This is a genomic window from Cryptosporangium minutisporangium (assembly GCF_039536245.1).
Classification (GTDB): Bacteria; Actinomycetota; Actinomycetes; order Mycobacteriales; family Cryptosporangiaceae; genus Cryptosporangium; species Cryptosporangium minutisporangium.
In genome coordinates this window covers 181784-200072 of record NZ_BAAAYN010000044.1, presented here as the reverse complement: position 1 = coordinate 200072, position 18289 = coordinate 181784, and the positions used below count along the sequence as shown (strand labels likewise).

Here is an 18289-nt window from a genome sequence, read left to right as displayed (position 1 = left end):
CCTCTCTGCGGGTATGAGCCGAGTGCAGGCCCCTTACCCTGCCGTAGAACGGTCGATTCCTTAAGTGACAGATGTGAGTTGACTGAGATCGTTCACCCCGTGGTGCGGTGGAGCCGTCTCAGTAGAGGCCGCGAACCGCTTCCCAGCCGGGATCGGGACGCCACTCCGGCGTGATCTGGATGGACTGCTGCGTCGCCCAAGCCGCCACCTGGTCCGGCACCACGCCGTTGCTGTCCGCGTAGAGGTGCAGCGTGCGGACGCCGGAGACGGTCACGACCGCCACCAGCACGGCGGAGTCACCGAGCCGACCCAGCAACCCGTTCTGGATGCCGTCGAGCGCGGCCTCCTCCGCCGAGCCGGGCGCGAACGCCATCCGCACTCGTCCGTGCAGGTCGTAGAGCGGATAGTCGAGGCGGGCGAACGGCACCCGAACCCGGACCGCGACCGGCCGGTCACGGTCGTCGAACCCGTCCACGGTCACCCACTCACCGTGCTTGTAGTGGGCAGCCAGCTCCGCCACAGCCGCGCGCAGCGCGTCGACGCCGTACGGCTGGTCCTCCCCGGTGACCTTGACCTCGCCCAGCCAGCGCTCGACGTCGTCCTCACCGAGGGCCCAGTCGAGGAGCAGGAACGACGCCTGCAGCCGGATCGCCTCGTCCAACCGGGGAAAGTCGGGGTGCCAGACCGCCACGTGCACCCGTGCGCGGTCGAGGTCGATCTCGAATCCGAACCGGGCGGAGCCCGGGTGGAACGGCCGGCCCCCGAGCTGGACCGAGCCGGTGTACGCCGCCGGATCGGGCTGCCGGGAGGCGTAGTACTCCCAGTCGGCGTCCGGTCCCGGCCCGGCCCGCAGCCAGCGTTCGGTCACCGGACGCAACGCCGGAGAGCCCTCCGGGCTGACCACCAGCGCGTGCTTGGCCTCGCGTCCGGACGTCAGTTCCCAGGCCAGCTCCGGATGGATGGCGCGGACTCGTCCGGTGAGGTCTCGATGCAGCTTGCCGAGGTCGTCGCGGTCGAGCCCGGCGCCCACTTGGTCGCGAGCGCGTGCCCACCAGCTCCAGAACGCGGCAATGCTGTCCCGGGGGTCGCGCGTGCGACGTTCGAACAGCGCCATGGAAGGCAGTTTGCCAACCCGCGCCAGCGCCCGCCGCAGCGGTCCGGCCCAGACATCCGATCGATGACGTCAGGTGACCGCACGCTCGCGCGGCGTGGCCCGATCGGGCGAATCGCTCGGATTAGCCGGGCTGCGGTTATCGGCGCGACGCAGCCTTCGCGTAGTAGGGACGGATTTCTGCGTCAGGTACCCGACGGACCAATCCGAAACGGCGGCGGCTTCGGATCATTGAGGCTTCGACCCATCAGGACGGGACGGAAGCGCGGCCCGGCTCGGATGGGACGAATCGTGACTGAACGGGAAGGCGGAGGGTAGCCCGTAATGTCCCGCCTACTACAAGTACGGGTGCGAGGGGTCGCTACGGTGAGTCCGGACAGTGGCGTCCGTAAACTGACGCTTCGGACGAATAGCCGATGGCAGACGGGGAGGCGTGTCCGCTTGCGTTTCCGGGGGTCGGTCCTGCTGGCGAGCGCTGCGGTGCTCGTGCTCGCCTTGACGGGCTGCAGCCCGATCGACGGAAAGATGGTCACGTACGACTCGGTCGCCAACCACGTCCGGGCCGCCACCTCCGCCCTGCGGACGGCGGACGGCGTCCGGGTCCACGGCACGGTGGAGACTGCGGCCGGGGAAGAGCTGGCGATCGACGTCCGCATCAACGGCGCCGGCGACGGAGCGGGAAAGATCCGACGCCACGGAACCGTCGGCGACGTACTGGTCGTCGACTCCACGACCTACGTGCGGGCACGCGCTGCCTGGTGGGGAACCGACAACCGGGCGGAGACCTACGACCGGGTGTGGGTCGCGATCGCCGACACCACGATCGGCCTCGACCTCGCCGAGACGCTGCGCCCGGAGGACCTGGCGACCGCCGTCGACGACGGGTTCGGCTCGTTGGAGCTCGACGACATGCCGCCCACGACCGAGATCAACGGCATGAAGGCGCGGCGGGTCGAGGCATCGGCCGGCGCGCTCTGGGTCACGGTCACGAAGCCGCACCAGGTCGTGCGGCTGGAAGGCGAGCTGCTGACGGAGGAGAGCCGGCCGGTCGCGCTGATGGTGGCGGTCACGCCTCCCGCCGCCACGGCCGAGATCGCTCGGGACGTCGCGCTGGCGCTGCCCCTGCTGCGGACCGGCACTTACGACGCCTACCGCAGCCTGCGCTTCGACGGGTCGCTGCGCAGCGCGTGCAACGCCCAGGGCTGCACGGTCACCGGCCGGATCCGGAACGTCTCGACCGATACGCCGGTGACCGCGGTTCTCAACAGCAAGGTCATCAGCGGCCGCAGGGTGCTCGGCCGCTGCCGCTCCGGGCGCGTGGCCGTCGCCGCCGCCGCAGCGACCGCCGTTACGTGCCGGATCGCCACCGCCTCGTGGCGGTCGTTCTACGCCGCCGCGACCGCGCCGGGCGCTGGGAGCTCGACGACGTCGTACCAGGTCAGCGCGAACGCGAGCGCCGTCGGCCCGGCTCCGGAAGCGGTGGCCTGCCTGCCCGGTGCGCCCGGTTGCGAGACTCCGACGATGACCGACGCCGAGGTCGTGACGACGTTCGACCGCAGCGCACCCGGCTGGTACGAGCGGACGCCGACCGACCAGGACCTCGCCGAGTGGCGGACGCTGATCCGCGCCGCGGCGGCCGGGAAGGACCGGGTGCCGTGGTCGTCGGAGGGCACGCCGACCGCCGCCTACCTCGGCTCGTCCAACGGGCGGCCGTTCGTCGCCCAGTTCGACCGCCGCAACGGAAACCTGGTCGCCGCGTACGGACCGGACAAGGACGAGACCGCTGCGCTCCGCGCGGCGATCGCGGGCCGGTAGGTTTCCGCTCTTCGGCCGTGGGAGATCCTTGATCGGTACCGATCACAGGAAGGACCCACATGGGTGACGTGCCTTATCTGACCCTGAACAACGGAGTCCGAATCCCGCAGCTGGGCTTCGGCGTGTGGCAGGTGCCGGCGGACGAGGTGGTCGGACCGGTACGCACCGCGCTGGAAACGGGCTACCGGCACATCGACACGGCCGCCGCGTACGGCAACGAGGAGGGCGTCGGGCAGGCGATCCGGGAGTCCGGCGTTCCCCGGGAAGACATCTTCGTCACGACGAAGCTGTGGAACGCCGACCACGGACGTGCGGCCGAGGCCTTCGACGCCAGCCTGAAGCGGCTCGGCCTGGACTACGTCGATCTGTACCTGATCCACTGGCCGCGCCCCGACCAGGACCGGTACGTCGACGCGTACCAGGCGATGGAGCGGGTCCTGGCCGACGGCCGGGCCAAGGCGATCGGTGTGTCGAACTTCCACAAGTCGCACCTCGACCGGCTGATGGCGGAGACCGACGTGGTGCCCGCGGTGAACCAGATCGAGCTGCACCCCGGCTTCAACCAGGACGAGCTGCGCGCCTACAACACGCAGCACGGCATCCTGACCGAGGCGTGGAGCCCGATCGGGCAGGGCCAGGGGCTGCTCGACGAGCCGGAGCTGGCCAAGATCGCCGACGCGGTGGGCCGGACGCCTGCGCAGACCGTGCTGCGGTGGCACATCCAGCTCGGGAACATCGTGTTCCCGAAGTCGGTGACGCCGAGCCGGATCCGCGAGAACTTCGAGGTCTTCGACTTCGAGCTGGACGCCGACCAGATGGCGGCGATCAGCGCGCTGCCGGGCGAGCGCATCGGCGCCGACCCCGACACCGCGACGTTCTGACGCGTCGCGGCGCGCCGCGACGGGGCGCTCACGTGANGAATCCGCCCCCACGGAAGCCGTGGAGGCGGATTCGGCGTAGATCAGCGCGTCAGAGCTGAATGATCGGCTCCGAGCTCACCACCAGCGAGTCGCGCTCGGCGTCGACATCGACGTAGACCGTGTCGCCGTCCACGACCTCACCGGCGAGCAGCGCCCGCGCCAGCTGGTCACCGATCGCGGACTGCACCAGCCGCCGCAGCGGCCGGGCGCCGTACACCGGGTCGAACCCACCGATCGCCAGCCACTCCCGGGCAGCATCGCTGACCTGCAGCGTGAGCCGGCGGTCGGACAGCCGCGCGCCCAGCCGGTCGAGCTGGATGTCGACGATGCGGGTCAGCTCCTCGGTGCCCAGCGCGTGGAACACCACCACGTCGTCGAGCCGGTTGAGGAACTCGGGCTTGAACCGCGCCCGGACGACCTCCATCACCGCGTCCTTCCGCCCCTTGTCGTCCAGCGACGGGTCGGTGATCAGCTGCGAGCCCAGGTTGGAGGTCAGCACCAGGATCGTGTTCCGGAAGTCCACGGTCCGGCCCTGCCCGTCGGTCAGACGGCCGTCGTCCAGCACCTGCAGCAGGATGTCGAACACGTCCGGGTGGGCCTTCTCCACCTCGTCGAGCAGGACGACCGTGTACGGACGCCGCCGGATCGCCTCGGTGAGCTGACCGCCCTCCTCGTACCCGACGTAACCGGGCGGAGCACCGACGAGCCGAGCCACCGAGTGCTTCTCGCCGTACTCGCTCATGTCGATCCGGACCATCGCCCGCTCGTCGTCGAACAGGAACTCGGCCAGCGCCTTGGCCAGCTCGGTCTTACCGACACCGGTCGGACCCAGGAACAGGAACGAGCCGGTCGGACGGTCGGGGTCGGCCACCCCGGACCGGGCCCGGCGCACCGCGTCCGACACCGCGGACACGGCCTCCTTCTGCCCGATCAGACGCTGGCCGAGCTCGTCCTCCATCCGGAGCAGCTTGGCGGTCTCACCCTCCAGCAGCCGGCCGGCCGGGATACCCGTCCACTGCGCGACGACGTCGGCGATGTCCCCGGCGCCGACCTCCTCCTTGACCATCGGAGTGGTCGCCTCGGCCGTGCTGGAGGCCTCGGCCAGCTCCTTCTCCAGCGCCGGAATCTGTCCGTAGAGCAGCTGCGACGCCTGCGCCAGGTCACCCTCGCGCTGAGCCCGCTCGGCCTGCCCTCGCACGTCGTCCAGCTTCTGCTTCAGCTCACCGACCCGGTTCAGGCCGGCCTTCTCCTGCTCCCAGCGGGCGTTGAGCTCGGCGAGCTCCTCCTGCCGGTCGGCGAGGTCCTGCCGGATGCGCTTGAGTCGCTCGACGGAGGCCGCGTCGGACTCCTTCTCCAGCGCGAGCTCCTCCATCCGCAGCCGGTCGACCGCGCGCTGCTTCTCGTCGATCTCGACCGGACGGGAGTCGATCTCCATCCGCAGCCGGGACGCCGACTCGTCGACCAGGTCGATCGCCTTGTCGGGCAGGAAGCGGGACGTGATGTAGCGGTCGGACAGCGTCGCGGCGGCGACCAGCGCAGCGTCGGTGATCCGCACCCGGTGGTGCGCCTCGTACCGCTCGCGCAGGCCACGGAGGATGCCGATGGTGTCCTCGACGCTCGGCTCGCCGACCATGACCTGCTGGAAGCGCCGCTCCAGCGCGGGGTCCTTCTCGATCCGCTCGCGGTACTCGTCGAGCGTGGTGGCGCCGACCATGCGCAGCTCACCGCGGGCCAGCATCGGCTTGAGCATGTTGCCTGCGTCCATCGACGAGTCGCCGGACGCACCCGCGCCGACCACCGTGTGCAGCTCGTCGATGAACGTGACGATCTGCCCGTCGGAACTCTTGATCTCCTCGAGGACGCTCTTCAGCCGCTCCTCGAACTCACCGCGGTACTTCGCGCCGGCGACCATCGCACCCAGGTCGAGCGAGATCAGCCGCTTGTTCCGCAGCGACTCCGGCACGTCGCCGGCGACGATGCGCTGGGCGAGGCCCTCGACGACCGCGGTCTTACCGACGCCGGGCTCACCGATGAGCACCGGATTGTTCTTCGTGCGCCGGGAGAGCACCTGGACCACCCGCCGGATCTCGGCGTTCCGGCCGATGACCGGGTCGATCTTGCCCTCCCGGGCCCGCTCGGTGAGGTCGATGCCGTACTTCTCCAGGGCCTTGTACGTGCCCTCCGGATCGGGCGACGTCACCCGGCGGTTGCCCCCGCGGACCGTGGTGAACGCGCTGACCAGCGCGTCCTCGCCGGCGCCGACCGACTTCAGCCAGTCGCTGACCTCGCCGCCCGCCTTTGCCAGACCGGCTAGCAGGTGCTCGGTGGAGACGAACTCGTCGCCGAGCGGCTTGGCGATCCGCTCGGCGGCCTCGATCGCGTTCAGCGTCGCCCGCGCGACCTGGGGCTGGGCGACGCTGGCGCCGGACGCGCTGGGCAGGCGCCGCAGCGCGGACGTGGCACGGACCCGAACTTGCTCAGGGCTCGCCCCCACGGCACGCAGCAGGGCAGGCGCAGTCGAACCGTCGACGTCGAGCAGCGCGACCAACAGGTGCGCGGGCTCCATCGTCGCGTGCCCGGCATCGGACGCCGCGGACAGGGCCGTGGCCAGCACCTCGCGGCTCTTGGTGGTAAGGATCTCAGCGTTCATAGCTAGCTGCGGAGCTCCCGTCAGACGACTCACTGGGTCTGTCCCGAACTGGGACTGTCGATTCGAAGAACGGCAACAAACTTGAGTGTATTCCACTCAAGTTTGCCCGATCGCCGCCAGGGTTGACCGAGCGGAGACCATCGAGGCAGCCCCGCGGAGGGAGCCGCCATGGCGCAGCCGATCGATCCCCGCGTGCTTCGCCCCGGCCGTGTCTGGTACGCCATCGCCGCCGCCATCACCGGCCTGTTCGTCGCGGTCGGGATCGGAGTCTTCCTCTACGCGGGAGTGATTGCGATCAGCGCGATCCCGAGCTTCCACTCCATCCATGAGAGCAACGGTCGGAACGTCTCGGTGGCACTCGAGGCCGGCACCCGCTACGCCCTTTACGTACCCATAGGCGCCTCGGATACCTGTGTCCTCGGCGACGGCATCGATTCGGAGCCCCTGTCGTCGAGGGTGACGGTCACCCGCAACGGTCGGGAGTGGCTGCGGGTAGCCGAAATCACCGTCGCCTACGACGGCGCCTATACCTACCGGTGCGAAGCGAGTCAGTCCGCGCTCGGCGAGTCGGCCGACGATGACGAGTTCGGCGGGCTGGTCGCCCGAGCCTTCCTCTCGGTTCTCGGCCTGTCTTGCCTGGGCGTCGTGGTCGGCGGTGTGATCGCGCTGGTGGTCGGTGTGCGTCGCTCGTCCCACAAGCGACGCCTGCAGACCAGAGGCCCGTACAGGTGATCCGTCCGTCCGGACGGCCAACGGGCATAGCGTCGGAGGGGCACCATCGCTGCCATGAGCCACCCGATCGACCCAGGCCGACTCCGACCGCGTAGACGCTGGTATGCCGCCGCGGCGGTGATCGCCGTGCTGTTCACTGCGGTCGGCGTCGGCGGCTTCGTGGTCGGCATCGTCTCGGCGACCAGGTCGATCCCGCCGTTCGAGTACCGGAACGACGGTCCGCAAGCGGAAGCCACCGTGCAGCTCTCCGCTGGGACCCGGTACGCCGCCTGGGAGCTGGAAGGTTCCACCGACTCGTGCTCCTTCGACCAGGGCATCACCACCCACGGCACCAAGACGTCGTTCACGGTCACTCGCGACGGCCGGGACTGGCAGCGGGTGACCGACTTCTCGGTCGCCACCGACGGCGCTTACCAGATCAGCTGCGGCCCGCCGTTCGCCATCGGCGAGGCGCCGGAGCTCGGCCAGCTCGCCGGTGGGTTGACCGGCGGCATCCTCGCACTGACCGCGTTGCCGTGCCTCGGCGTCACGATCGGCGGGATCATCGCGCTGGTGACCGGTCTGCGGCGCTCGTCGCACAAGCGTCGCCTGCTCGGCGGGGCGTGAGCTCGCGAGCCTACGCCGCCACCCCCCAGCCGGGGAGGAGCGGCGGCAGGTCGCCGTAGGGCTGCGCGGGCTGGCGCGGCCCCGGCTTCTCACCGTCGTCCTTCACCCAGCGCAGGCCGTGCTGGTCGGGCAGCGACCCCCACCCCCAGTACGGAGTCGGCAGGTCGGGCACACCGCTCAGGCGCGTCTTCCGGGGATCGAACGGACGCTCGACGACCGTGCACAGGTGCTCCCAGCGGGCCTCGAGGTCGAATAGGTAGGCGAATTGGTCACCCTGGTTGAGCTCGCCGATCTTCACCAGCGTGCTGTCCTCGGCGCCTTTCTCCGGCCCCACCCGGACGCCGTCCGCCAGCACGAACTCGGACGACTTCGGCAGGTCCCAGCGCGCCATCGCCTGGTCGACCGCGGCCGCGAACTCCGCGAACGTGTGCGAGCGGGCCACCGCGAACAGCCGTCCCGGGCGTGGCCAGAGTGGCTGGCCGTGGCCGGCGATCAGCTCAACCTGGATCGCCAGCCAGTTTCTCCGTCGCACCGTCTCTCCTCGTCAGGCGTAGTCACCTGACATCAATATCCCCTGTCACACGCCGTCCACGCCCGACGGGCCGCCAATGCCGCCGCGCGGCGCAGCGTCCCCCGACGCAGTGGCTCGTGAAGCGCCGCTAGGCGCATTGCTTGAAAGCGCCGCCAGGCGCGTGCAGTGCTTGAAACCTGGAGCCCGCCGAGGACGGCGCTGGCGTCCGTCGCAGTGAGGGCCGCGACCCGGGTTTGGTCGCAACCGAGCGAGATGGCCGTCAGCGTCGTTCTCGGCGGGCCGCTCACTTACGGTTGAATTGTTCTAGTAGGCGGCCGAACTCGGCAACGTCCTTCTCGTCCCAGCGCTCGAGCATGCGGCGCACTTCCTGCTTCCGCTCCTGGCTGACGCCCATCAGCCGCTCGTGCCCGGTCGGCGTGATCGCGACCAGGTGCGCCCGGCCGTCCGACGGATCCGGTGTCCGCTCGACCAGGCCCCAGTCGATCAGTCGGCTGAGCTGCCGGCTGACCGTGGACTTGTCCAGCGCGAAACGCTCGCCGATCGTCGACGCCCGCAGCGGCCCTTCCGTGTCGAGTAGCCGCAGCGTCGCGTAAGCGCTGAGCTCCAGACCGGTGTGAACCTTGGAGGCACTGGTGACCATCAACGTCCGCGCCTGCCGAATGAGCAGCGACAACTCACGTTCGACCCGGTCGTGGTCCTGCTCGCTCACCGGCGCTCCTCCGTCGGCCACGTCATTCCGAGCAGGGTACTTGCACGTACCTACTTTGTGCCGTCGCAGCTCAGCAGATTCTTGGGTTCCGCTCAGCGAAGCGGTGACTGCAGCGGGAGACCCGTCGGCGTCACCATCGGACGACCGTTCTCCGCGCGCTCGGCAGCCCGGGTGATGTTCCGGACCATTCCCCCGAAAACGATGCCGTGGAACGGCACGATGCTCAGCCAGTAGGCGTGTCCGACCAGCCCTCGCGGCAGGAACACCGCCCGCTGGCGGTATCGGGAACCGGCCGGATCCGGCGAAACCGTCAGCTCCAACCAGGCTCGGCCGGGCACCCGCATCTCCGCCCGCAGCCGCAGCAGGTGACCGGGCTCGATCTCCTCGACCCGCCACCAGTCGAGCGCCTCGCCGACGTGGATCTCGTCCCGGTCGCGTCGGCCCCGTCGCAGCCCTGCCCCGCCGATCAGCCGGTCCAGCCAGCCGCGCACCGACCACGCGAGCGGGAACGAATACCAGCCGTTCTCCCCTCCGATCCCGGCGACGACCCGCCAGAGCGTCGCGGGGGACGCGGCAGCCACCCGCTCGCGCACGTCCGTATAGGCACTACCGCCCGACCACTCGGGGTCGCTGGGCAGGGGGTCGCTCGGCGCGCCGGGCGTCGAGGCCCAGGACCAGGTGGTCTCCACCGCGTCCTCGCGGATCCGCCGCAGTGCGAGGTCGACCGCGTCCTCGTACGGAGTCAGCCCGTCCGGCGGGTCCGGCACGTAGTCGGCGATGTCGTGCTCACCGCAGACCACCTCGTGCACCAGCGACTGCACGAGCGGAATCGCGATCCCCCGCGGCACCGGCGTCACGACGTTCACCCACTGCGCCGAGAGCTTCGGCGACAACACGCCGACCGGCACGATCACCCGGCGGGGCAGGCCGGCGACGCGCGCGTAGCGCTGCATCATGTCCCGGTAGGTCAGGACGTCCGGCCCGCCGATGTCGAACACCCGGTTGACGCCGTCCGGAATGAATCCTTTTCGCCCGGCACTCTCCCCGGCCCGATCATCGTCGAGCTGACCGGAGATCGAGGAGGGTTCGATGTGCGCGCAGGCCGCCAGGTAGCGCAGCACGTCTCGGACCGCGATCGGCTGGACCCGGTTGCGCACCCAGCGCGGCGTCACCATGGCCGGCAGCCGCTCGGTGAGGTACCGCAGCATCTCGAAGGACGCGGAGCCCGAACCGATGATCACCGCTGCTTGCAGCACCACGGTGGGCACCGGGGAGTCCAGGAAGATCCTGCCGACCTCGGTCCGGGAGCGCAGGTGCGGCGAGAGCGCGTCCGCCGGCACCCCCTTGGGGTAGAGCCCACCCAGGTACACGATGCGGCGGACGCCGGCGTCCGCCGCGGCCTGCGCGACCGTCTCGGCGGCGCGCCGGTCGAGGTCGTCGAACCCGCGGCTCCCGAGGCTGTGCACCAGGTAGTAGAGGACGTCGATCCCGTCCGCGGCCGTCCGGACGACCTCCGGATCGGTGACGTCACCCTGGACGATCTCGATTCGGGACGCCCAGGGAAGGTCACGGAGTTTCGCGGGGGTACGGGCCAGGCAGCGGACGTGGTGGCCCTGTTCGAGCAGCCTCGGCACCAACCGCCCGCCGATGTAGCCAGTAGCGCCCGTTACGAGAATGCGCATACCGCGATCGTTCCGCGCTTTGTCCGTTTCTGCATCTTGGCGCGGGGCATCCACCGGCCGGACGCGGGTCGGACTTGGCGCCCCGGCGGCTGATTCGGGAGGCTGGTCGCGTGGAGCGAGATCTGGGCGGGAGCAAGCTGCAAGGCAAGGTCGCACTGGTCACCGGCGCAAGTCGGGGCATCGGCTACGAAGTCGCAGCGGGGTTGGGCAGAGCGGGCGCCACCGTCGTCTGCGTGGCGCGAGACCCGGAACGCCTGGACGAGGCGGTGTTCAAACTTCGCACCGACGGGCTGGACGCGGTTGCCGCGCCGTGCGATCTGAGCCAGCCCGGTCTGGTCAGCCGCCTGCCGGAGAAGCTCGGGGAGTTGGGCGAGTTCGATCTCCTGGTCAACGGCGCCGGCATCCTGGGCAACCGAACCTCCAAAACCCTCAAGGCGACGTACGGCGAGTGGAGGTCGGTCTCGGCAGTCGTGCTCGACGCGCCGTTCCTGCTGATCCAAGCGTTCGCTCCGGGCATGATGGCTCGCCGATCGGGGCGGATCGTCAACATCTCCGCCGACGAGGGCCGGATGACCGGGCCCGGCAACACCGGCGGCGTCGCGCCGTACCGGGTGGCCAAGGCCGGGCTGAACGCACTGACCCGTAACTTCGCCTACGAGACCGGGCTCGGCCGCCGCGGCGTCTTCGTGGACGCGGTCGCTCCCGGGCGCAGCCGAACCGACATGGGTGGTCCGAGTGCACCCCGCTCCGCGGCCGAGGGCGCCGACACCGTGCTCTGGCTGTGCACCCGTCCGGAGGCGCAGCCCGACGGCTCACCGGCCCCGACCGGCCTGCTCTGGCAGGACCGCGAGGTCATTCCCTGGTGACAGCCGTTGGGCCGGATCGCCGGCCCGGCCGACACGCCGAGAGCCGCCCGGGCTGATACCCGGGCGGCTCTCGGCGTGTTCAGCGACCTTTGGGACGCCAGACCGGCAACACGGTCTGGCTCAGCGGCACCAACTCGCCGCGGTAGGGCATGGCGGCCCGCGCCTCGGCGGCCTCCTGCCGTGCCGCGTGCACCTCGGCGATCAGGTCCTCGACCTGCTCTTCCAGCTCGCGGACCTGCTTGCTCAGCGCGATGATCCGCTTGATGCCGGCGAGATTGACGCCCTCCTCCTGGGAGAGGCGGGCGATCTCCCGCAGCAGGACGACGTCCCGCGCGCTGTACCGCCGACCACCGCCGGCCGACCGGCCGGGCTGCACGAGCCCGAGCCGGTCGTACTGGCGGAGTGTCTGCGGGTGCATACCGGCCAGCTGCGCCGCCACCGAGATGACGAACACCGGGCCTTCGAACGCCACGTCGATCTCGATCTCCAGATCGGCGTTGTCGAACGATCCGCCGGCTCGTCGGGCCTGCGCCGACCGAGGCGCCGGAGCCGGGCGCGCCGACCGTGCCGGTTCACTCATCGCGCTCCCTCCCGTTCCAGGTGCGCCCGAGGATTACCCGGTGTGGCGGCGGCGAAGTCGGCCAGCGCCTTCCGGGCGGCCTCGTTGAGGTTGTGGGGCACCTCGACCTCGATGGTGACCAGCAGGTCACCCGGAGGGGAATCGCCCTTCCGGACGCCCTTTCCACGGACCCGCATGGTTCGCCCGCTCGGCGTCCCCGGCGGAATCCGCAGGGTCACCGACCCGTCGAGCGTCGGTACCCGGATCTCGGTACCGGTCACCGCCTCGGGGAACGTGACCGGCACGGTCAGAGTGAGGTTGAGTCCACTCCGGCCGAACAGCGTGTGCTGCCGGACGTGGACGACGACGTAGAGGTCGCCAGGTGGCCCACCCCGCTGCCCCGGCTGGCCCTTGCCCTTGAGCCGGATCCGCTGCCCGTCGCTGACCCCGGCCGGGATCCGCACGTGCATCGTCCGGGTCTTCGTGATGCCACCGGTGCCCTTGCAGTCCGAGCACTTCTCGTCCACCACGGAGCCGGCGCCCTGGCACTCCCGGCACGGCTCGGAGAACGAGAACGCGCCCTGGTTCCGGCTCACCAGCCCGGTACCGAGGCAGAGTGGACACGTGCGCGGCTTGGTGCCCGGCTTGGCACCGCTGCCCTGACACGTCTCGCAGACGCCCGGCGCGTGCAACCGCAGCGGGACGGTGACCCCTCGGGCCGCCTCGGCGAAGTCGAGCGTCGCCTCGGTCTCGATGTCACCGCCGCGATTGGACGAGCCGGGCTGCCTGCCGCCGCCGAACATCGCCCCGAACAGGTCGCCGAGGCCGCCGCCGCGTGCGCGGTGCGCACCACCGGCCGGCCCCGGCCCACCGGCGCCGGTCTGCGAGGCGTTGAACAGATCGGTGAAGTCGAACGGCATGCCGCCGGGGCCAGCGCCCCCGAACCCCCCGGCTCCGGCCTGACGCCGGAACGCGCCGGAGCCGAAGAGCGTCCGCGCCTCGTCGTACTCGCGGCGCTTCCGCTCGTCGGACAGGACGCCGTAGGCCTCGGAAACTTCTTTGAACCGGGCCTCGGCCTCGCTGTTGCCGGGGTTCTTGTCAGGGTGGAGATCACGCGCGAGCTTGCGGTACGCCCGCTTGATGACATCCGGGGAAGCGTCCTTCGACACGCCCAGGACCGCGTAGTAGTCCTTCTCGATCCAGTCCTTGGTACTCACCGGGCGCGCCTCCCTTCGTCACTCGGCGGACGACTCACCAGACGTCTCGACGCCAGCTATGTTCGCACCCGATCCCGACTGCTCCGAAGCAGAGTCGCCACCCGGACTCGCCGGATCGGCCACCGCGACCATCGCCGCCCGCAACAGCCGGTCACCGAGCGTGTAGCCCTTGCGGAGCACGTCGATGCAGGCTGTCTCGGTGACGTCCGGACTCGTGGTGTGCGCGACCGCCTCGTGATAGGTCGGGTCGAACGGATCGCCCTTCTCACCGAACGCGTTCAGCCCCAGCTTGGTGAGAATCGCGACCAACTGCTCTGCCACCGCCCCGAACGGACCGGTCAGGTCGCCGTGCGCCCGCGCCCGGTCCACGTCGTCGAGAACCGGGAGCAGAGCGGTGAGCACCGCCCCGGTGGCCTGGTCGGCCACGACCTGACGGTCGCGCTCGACCCGACGCCGGTAGTTGGCGTACTCGGCCGTCACTCGCTTCAGGTCGGCGGTTCGTTCGGCGAGCTCGACCGTCAGCTTGGCGGCTGCCTCACCGCCGTCGGAGGTCTGTTCGGAGACCTCGGTCGCGCTCATACCGCCTCCTTCCCCCACGCTGTCGTGCACCCCGGCCGACCCAGCGGCCGGGGCGTCGACGTTGTTGCCACCGTCCGACGGTTCCTCCGCCGCGGGGGCGGCGGAGGAACCAGCCCCCGCCGTATCCCCGCCGAGGCTGGACACCGCGATCTCCCGCGGCGCCCCGGTCTCCGGATCGATGCGGCGCCGGTCGCGGATCACGACCTTCGGCTGCTCCTCGGAGTGCCCGTCGTTCGTCGTGCTCACTTCTGAGCGCCCCCACGGTTCTCGTCGTCGACGATTTCCGCGTCGACGACGTCGTCACCACCGGCCGCGGCGGACGGCGGCGGCGTGGCGCCGGTCGCGGTCGGGCCCTCGCCGGCCTCGGCCGCACCGGTCGCGGCCTGCGTGTTCGCGTACATCGCGGTGCCGACCTCCTGGGAGATCTTCGCGACCTTCTCCTGGGCCGTCTTGATCGCCTCGAGATCGCTGCCGCCCAGCGCCGACCGCAGCTCCGACAGGGCGTCGGACAGCTCGGTCTTCTTGTCGGCCGGAATCTTGTCGCCGTTCTCGGCCAGGAACTTCTCGGTCTGGTACTGCAGGGACTCGGCCACGTTGCGGACCTCGGCCTGCTCCCGACGCTGCTTGTCCTCTTCGGCGTGCGCCTCGGCGTCGCGCATCATCCGGTCGATGTCGTCCTTGTTCAAGGCAGACCCACCGGTGATCGTCATCTTCTGCTCGCGGGCCGTCGCGAGGTCCTTGGCGGACACGTTCACGATGCCGTTCGCGTCGATGTCGAACGTGACCTCGATCTGCGGGACGCCGCGCGGCGCCGGCGGAATGCCGGTCAGCTCGAACATTCCGAGCTTCTTGTTGTACGCCGCCATCTCGCGCTCGCCCTGGTAAACCTGGATCTGCACGGACGGCTGGTTGTCGTCGGCGGTCGTGAAGATCTCCGAGCGCTTGGTCGGGATCGTCGTGTTCCGCTCGATCAGGCGGGTCATGATGCCGCCCTTGGTCTCGATGCCCAGCGACAGCGGGGTCACGTCGAGCAGCAGGACGTCCTTGACCTCACCCTTGAGCACACCGGCCTGCAGCGCGGCACCGACGGCCACGACCTCGTCCGGGTTGACGCCCTTGTTCGGCTCCTTGCCGCCGGTCAGCTCCTTGACCAGGTCGGTCACGGCCGGCATACGGGTCGAACCACCGACGAGGACCACGTGGTCGATGTCGGCAACCCGGATCTGCGCGTCCTTGATCGCCTGGTGGAACGGGCCCTTGCAGCGGTCGAGCAGGTCAGCGGTCATCCGCTGGAACTCCGCCCGGGAGACGTTCACGTCCAGGTGCAGCGCACCATTGGGACCGCCGGTGATGTACGGCAGGTTCACGTTGGTGGACTGCTGACCCGATAGCTCGATTTTGGCGACCTCGGCCGCCTCGCGGATGCGCTGCATCGCGATCTTGTCGCTCGACAGGTCGATGCCGTTCTGAGCGGAGAACTGCTTCACCAGGTAGTCGACCAGGCGCTGGTCCCAGTCGTCACCACCGAGGCTGGTGTCACCGGAGGTGGCCTTGACCTCGACCACGCCGTCGCCGATCTCCAGCAGCGAGACGTCGAACGTACCGCCACCGAGGTCGAAGACCAGGATGGTCTGTTCCTTCTCGCCCTTGTCCAAGCCGTAGGCCAGCGCCGCCGCGGTCGGCTCGTTCACGATCCGCAGCACGTTCAGACCGGCGATCGTGCCGGCTTCCTTGGTGGCCTGCCGCTGGTGGTCGGAGAAGTACGCCGGAACCGTGATCACCGCGTCGGTGACGGGCTCACCCAGGTACGACTCCGCGTCCCGCTTCAGCTTCTGCAGCACCCGCGCGCTGATCTCCTGCGGGGTGTACTTCTTCGCGTCGATGTCGACGGTCCAGTCCGTGCCGATGTGGCGCTTCACCGAGCGAATCGTCCGCTCGACGTTCGTCACAGCCTGACGCTTCGCGACCTCGCCGACGAGAACTTCACCGTTCTTGGCGAAAGCGACGATCGACGGAGTGGTCCGCTTGCCCTCGGCGTTGGCGATGACCGTCGGCTCGCCACCCTCGAGGACGCTGACGACCGAGTTGGTGGTACCGAGGTCGATGCCGACCGCTCGTGCCATGGATCCCTCCTCCTAGGGGGTTGCGGAGAAAGTCTCCGCGCAGTTGTCTCGTTCGAGGGTTGCTCTCCGGACTCACCGAACTTGAGTCAACCTCGCGCAAGTTTGCTGATCGGCTCAACGATAGCTCGCGCTGTCTTGTTCCTCACCACCGGGGGCAGATTTGGACACGCCGCCCAGCGGGGTCGATGTCGGATAGGGCAGGCCGGGCGGTGGCACCGTCCGGACGGTAACCGCGGAAGCGCACTAATCTGTGTCGATCCGTTACGAGTCGCGGAGCGGACACGCATCGACGACGAAGGGCATTAGCCTTCTCGCCGTGACGGACGGGGCAAACGGCCGACTCGTCGGCGGCCGGTACCGCCTGGGACCACACCTGGGCAGCGGTGGCATGGGCACGGTTTGGCGTGCCACCGACGACCTGCTCCATCGCGACGTGGCCGTCAAGGAAGTCCCGATCCCGCACGGACTCCCGTCGACCGAAGCCGAGCGTCTCCGCGAGCGGTACCTGCGCGAGGCCAGAGCCGCGGCCCGGCTGCGTCACGCCGGCGTCGTCGGCGTGTACGACGTGCTGCCGGAGCCGGACCGGGTCTGGATCGTCATGGAGTACGTCGAAGCGCGCAACCTCGCCGAGGTACTCCGCGCCGACGGCCCGATGTCACCGCAGCGCGCTGCCACGCTCGGCCTGCAGGTACTGGACGCGCTCGACCACGCCCACCGGGCGGGCGTCCTGCACCGGGACGTCAAACCGGCGAACGTGCTGGTGTGCGCGGGCGAACAGGGCGAGCGCGCCGTCCTCACCGACTTCGGCGTCGCCTCGGTCTCCGGGGACGCGTCCCTGACCCGCACCGGTCACCTGGTCGGATCCCCGGCCTACCTCTCCCCGGAGCGACTCACCGGCGGTGACGTCGGCCCACCGTCCGATCTCTGGTCGCTGGGCTGCACGCTCTTCGCGGCCGTCGAGGGCAAGGCGCCGTTCGCGCGCGACGAGCAGTTCGCGGTGATCACGGCGATCACGTTGGAGCCGGTTCCACCTGCTCTGCGGGCCGGTAACCTCGCGCCGGTCATCGCCGGCTTGCTGGACAAGGACCCCGAGCAGCGGTGGGACGCCGTCCGGACCCGCGGGGCGCTGCGCCGCGTCGCCGACGGCCTGCCGGTCGAGAACCTGTCCGCCACGTCGTGGGGGACGCCGCCGGAGCGGCCGGCCTGGTGGATGCCGGCCGATCCGCCCGGACCGATCACGTCGGCGCCCCAGGAATACCGGCTCGACCCGAGCCCGCAGGCCGACTGGGGCCGGGCATCAGTGCCGTTCGTACCCGACCTCTCCGGTCCGCGGCCGGTCTCCGGCGGCCCCGGCTTCGATCCGGCCGCCGTTCACCAGATGTCCAGTGGCACGCCGCCGACCTCCGTGCCACCGCACGGCTACGGTGCGATCGCGGCGCCACCGGGTCCGCCCGCCCCCGAGCAGCACGGTAGCAAGCTGGGCCTCTGGCTGCTCGCCGCCGTCCTGGTCGTGCTGCTGGCCGGCGCCGCCGGTGTTGCGGCGCGCAAGAACGGCTGGCTGGACCTGTCCGGCGACGGTACCGGCCGAACGCCCTCAGCCTCGCCGACGGCCACCACGAGCGCGCCACCGTCGGGCAATCAGTACAGCAGCGACCAGTACTCGCTCCGCTACCCGGAGACCTGGCAGGTCTACTGCCTGGAGGACCCGGCGGAGATCGAGAAGCAGGGGCACGAGGGCTGCTACTTCGACCACCTGACGCCTGCCCAGCACACCGACGACAACACCGTCCTGCGGCGCAGCCCGTACGTGCTGGTGATCGTCGGGCCGGCGGACGGCAGCGCCCTCCAGCAGCTCCAGAAAGAGGAAGCGGCGGCGCAGAAGCTCGGCTCGTTCCCGGACTACTCCAGGGCCCTGTTACGGGAGCAGACGTACGGCGAACACCGAGGCGCGGTTCTCGAATTCACCCACACCGGCGTCGTCGTGAACCAGACCCACCGTGTGCGGATCTTCCGATTCGTTCAGGGCGACACGTTCTACGAGATCTCGCTGCGGGCGCCCGAGAAGAGTTATGGCGACTACTTGGTGGGCTTCGAGCAGATTGCGGGCTCGCTCACACCCAAGTAATTCGCCTGCGTAGGGTGCGGGGCGAAGGGGAAGGGTTGCTCGCGAGCGCCCGACCCCGTGCGC

At 70.0% G+C, this 18289-nt stretch carries 15 protein-coding genes; 6 read left to right on the top strand and 9 right to left on the bottom strand.

Translation table 11 applies throughout. The features are described 5' to 3' along the window. Positions 1-118: 118 nt before the first annotated feature. Positions 119-1114 (bottom strand): DUF695 domain-containing protein, encoded by a 996-nt coding sequence (locus tag ABEB28_RS31245; RefSeq protein ID WP_345731833.1) that lies wholly within the window; start codon positions 1112-1114, stop codon positions 119-121. 438 nt (positions 1115-1552) lie between these two features. On the opposite strand from ABEB28_RS31245, the gene ABEB28_RS31240 reads away from it, so the two are divergent. Both ABEB28_RS31240 and ABEB28_RS31235 read left to right on the top strand, forming a co-directional pair. Then, complete coding sequence (locus ABEB28_RS31240) at positions 1553-2926, top strand: hypothetical protein (RefSeq protein ID WP_345731832.1); 1374 nt, start codon at positions 1553-1555, stop codon at positions 2924-2926. A gap of 59 nt (positions 2927-2985) precedes the next feature. Beyond that, complete coding sequence (locus ABEB28_RS31235; protein ID WP_345731831.1) at positions 2986-3807, top strand: aldo/keto reductase; 822 nt, start codon at positions 2986-2988, stop codon at positions 3805-3807. A gap of 88 nt (positions 3808-3895) precedes the next feature. Here ABEB28_RS31235 and clpB read toward each other — a convergent pair whose 3' ends face one another. After that, positions 3896-6496, bottom strand: coding sequence for an ATP-dependent chaperone ClpB (gene clpB / locus ABEB28_RS31230; protein WP_345731830.1), 2601 nt, complete (start codon positions 6494-6496; stop codon positions 3896-3898). Positions 6497-6664: 168 nt separating this feature from the next. On the opposite strand from clpB, the gene ABEB28_RS31225 reads away from it, so the two are divergent. Together ABEB28_RS31225 and ABEB28_RS31220 are read left to right on the top strand one after the other, a co-directional pair. Further along, positions 6665-7228 carry a hypothetical protein gene (locus tag ABEB28_RS31225; RefSeq protein ID WP_345731829.1) on the top strand — a complete coding sequence of 188 codons (564 nt, stop codon included), beginning with the start codon at positions 6665-6667 and terminating at the stop codon, positions 7226-7228. Between the two features lie 54 nt (positions 7229-7282). After that, a complete protein-coding gene (locus ABEB28_RS31220; RefSeq protein ID WP_345731828.1) occupies positions 7283-7834 on the top strand; it encodes a hypothetical protein in 552 nt (183 codons plus the stop codon). 10 nt (positions 7835-7844) lie between these two features. Here ABEB28_RS31220 and ABEB28_RS31215 read toward each other — a convergent pair whose 3' ends face one another. From ABEB28_RS31215 to ABEB28_RS31205, 3 genes are all read right to left on the bottom strand, one after another. Then, complete coding sequence (locus ABEB28_RS31215) at positions 7845-8366, bottom strand: hypothetical protein (RefSeq protein WP_345731827.1); 522 nt, start codon at positions 8364-8366, stop codon at positions 7845-7847. Positions 8367-8649: 283 nt separating this feature from the next. Beyond that, a complete protein-coding gene (locus ABEB28_RS31210; protein WP_345731826.1) occupies positions 8650-9075 on the bottom strand; it encodes a MarR family winged helix-turn-helix transcriptional regulator in 426 nt (141 codons plus the stop codon). Between the two features lie 92 nt (positions 9076-9167). Then, positions 9168-10757: an SDR family oxidoreductase gene (locus ABEB28_RS31205; RefSeq protein ID WP_345731825.1), complete on the bottom strand. Its 1590-nt coding sequence runs from the start codon at positions 10755-10757 to the stop codon at positions 9168-9170. Positions 10758-10867: 110 nt separating this feature from the next. Between ABEB28_RS31205 and ABEB28_RS31200 the strand changes: the two genes are divergently transcribed. Next, on the top strand, positions 10868-11623 hold the full coding sequence (locus tag ABEB28_RS31200) for an SDR family NAD(P)-dependent oxidoreductase (RefSeq protein ID WP_345731824.1): 756 nt from the start codon (positions 10868-10870) through the stop codon (positions 11621-11623). A 79-nt stretch (positions 11624-11702) separates the two neighbouring features. Here the strand turns inward: ABEB28_RS31200 and ABEB28_RS31195 are convergent, their stop codons facing one another. Genes ABEB28_RS31195 through dnaK form a run of 4 tightly spaced genes read right to left on the bottom strand, consistent with a single transcriptional unit; the run spans position 11703 to position 16101 of the window. Continuing rightward, on the bottom strand, positions 11703-12203 hold the full coding sequence (locus ABEB28_RS31195) for a heat shock protein transcriptional repressor HspR (protein WP_345731823.1): 501 nt from the start codon (positions 12201-12203) through the stop codon (positions 11703-11705). After that, positions 12200-13399 carry a molecular chaperone DnaJ gene (gene dnaJ, locus ABEB28_RS31190; RefSeq protein ID WP_345731822.1) on the bottom strand — a complete coding sequence of 400 codons (1200 nt, stop codon included), beginning with the start codon at positions 13397-13399 and terminating at the stop codon, positions 12200-12202. The genes ABEB28_RS31195 and dnaJ overlap by 4 nt, the downstream gene beginning before the upstream one ends. Before the next feature lie 18 nt (positions 13400-13417). Continuing rightward, the gene (gene grpE, locus ABEB28_RS31185; protein WP_345731821.1) at positions 13418-14224 is read right to left on the bottom strand and encodes a nucleotide exchange factor GrpE; all 807 of its coding nucleotides are present in this window, start codon (positions 14222-14224) and stop codon (positions 13418-13420) included. After that, positions 14221-16101: a molecular chaperone DnaK gene (gene dnaK, locus ABEB28_RS31180; protein ID WP_345731820.1), complete on the bottom strand. Its 1881-nt coding sequence runs from the start codon at positions 16099-16101 to the stop codon at positions 14221-14223. The genes grpE and dnaK overlap by 4 nt, the downstream gene beginning before the upstream one ends. A gap of 316 nt (positions 16102-16417) precedes the next feature. Here dnaK and ABEB28_RS31175 point away from each other — a divergent pair, with 316 nt between their 5' ends. Further along, the gene (locus ABEB28_RS31175; RefSeq protein WP_345731819.1) at positions 16418-18226 is read left to right on the top strand and encodes a serine/threonine-protein kinase; all 1809 of its coding nucleotides are present in this window, start codon (positions 16418-16420) and stop codon (positions 18224-18226) included. Positions 18227-18289 lie beyond the last annotated feature (63 nt).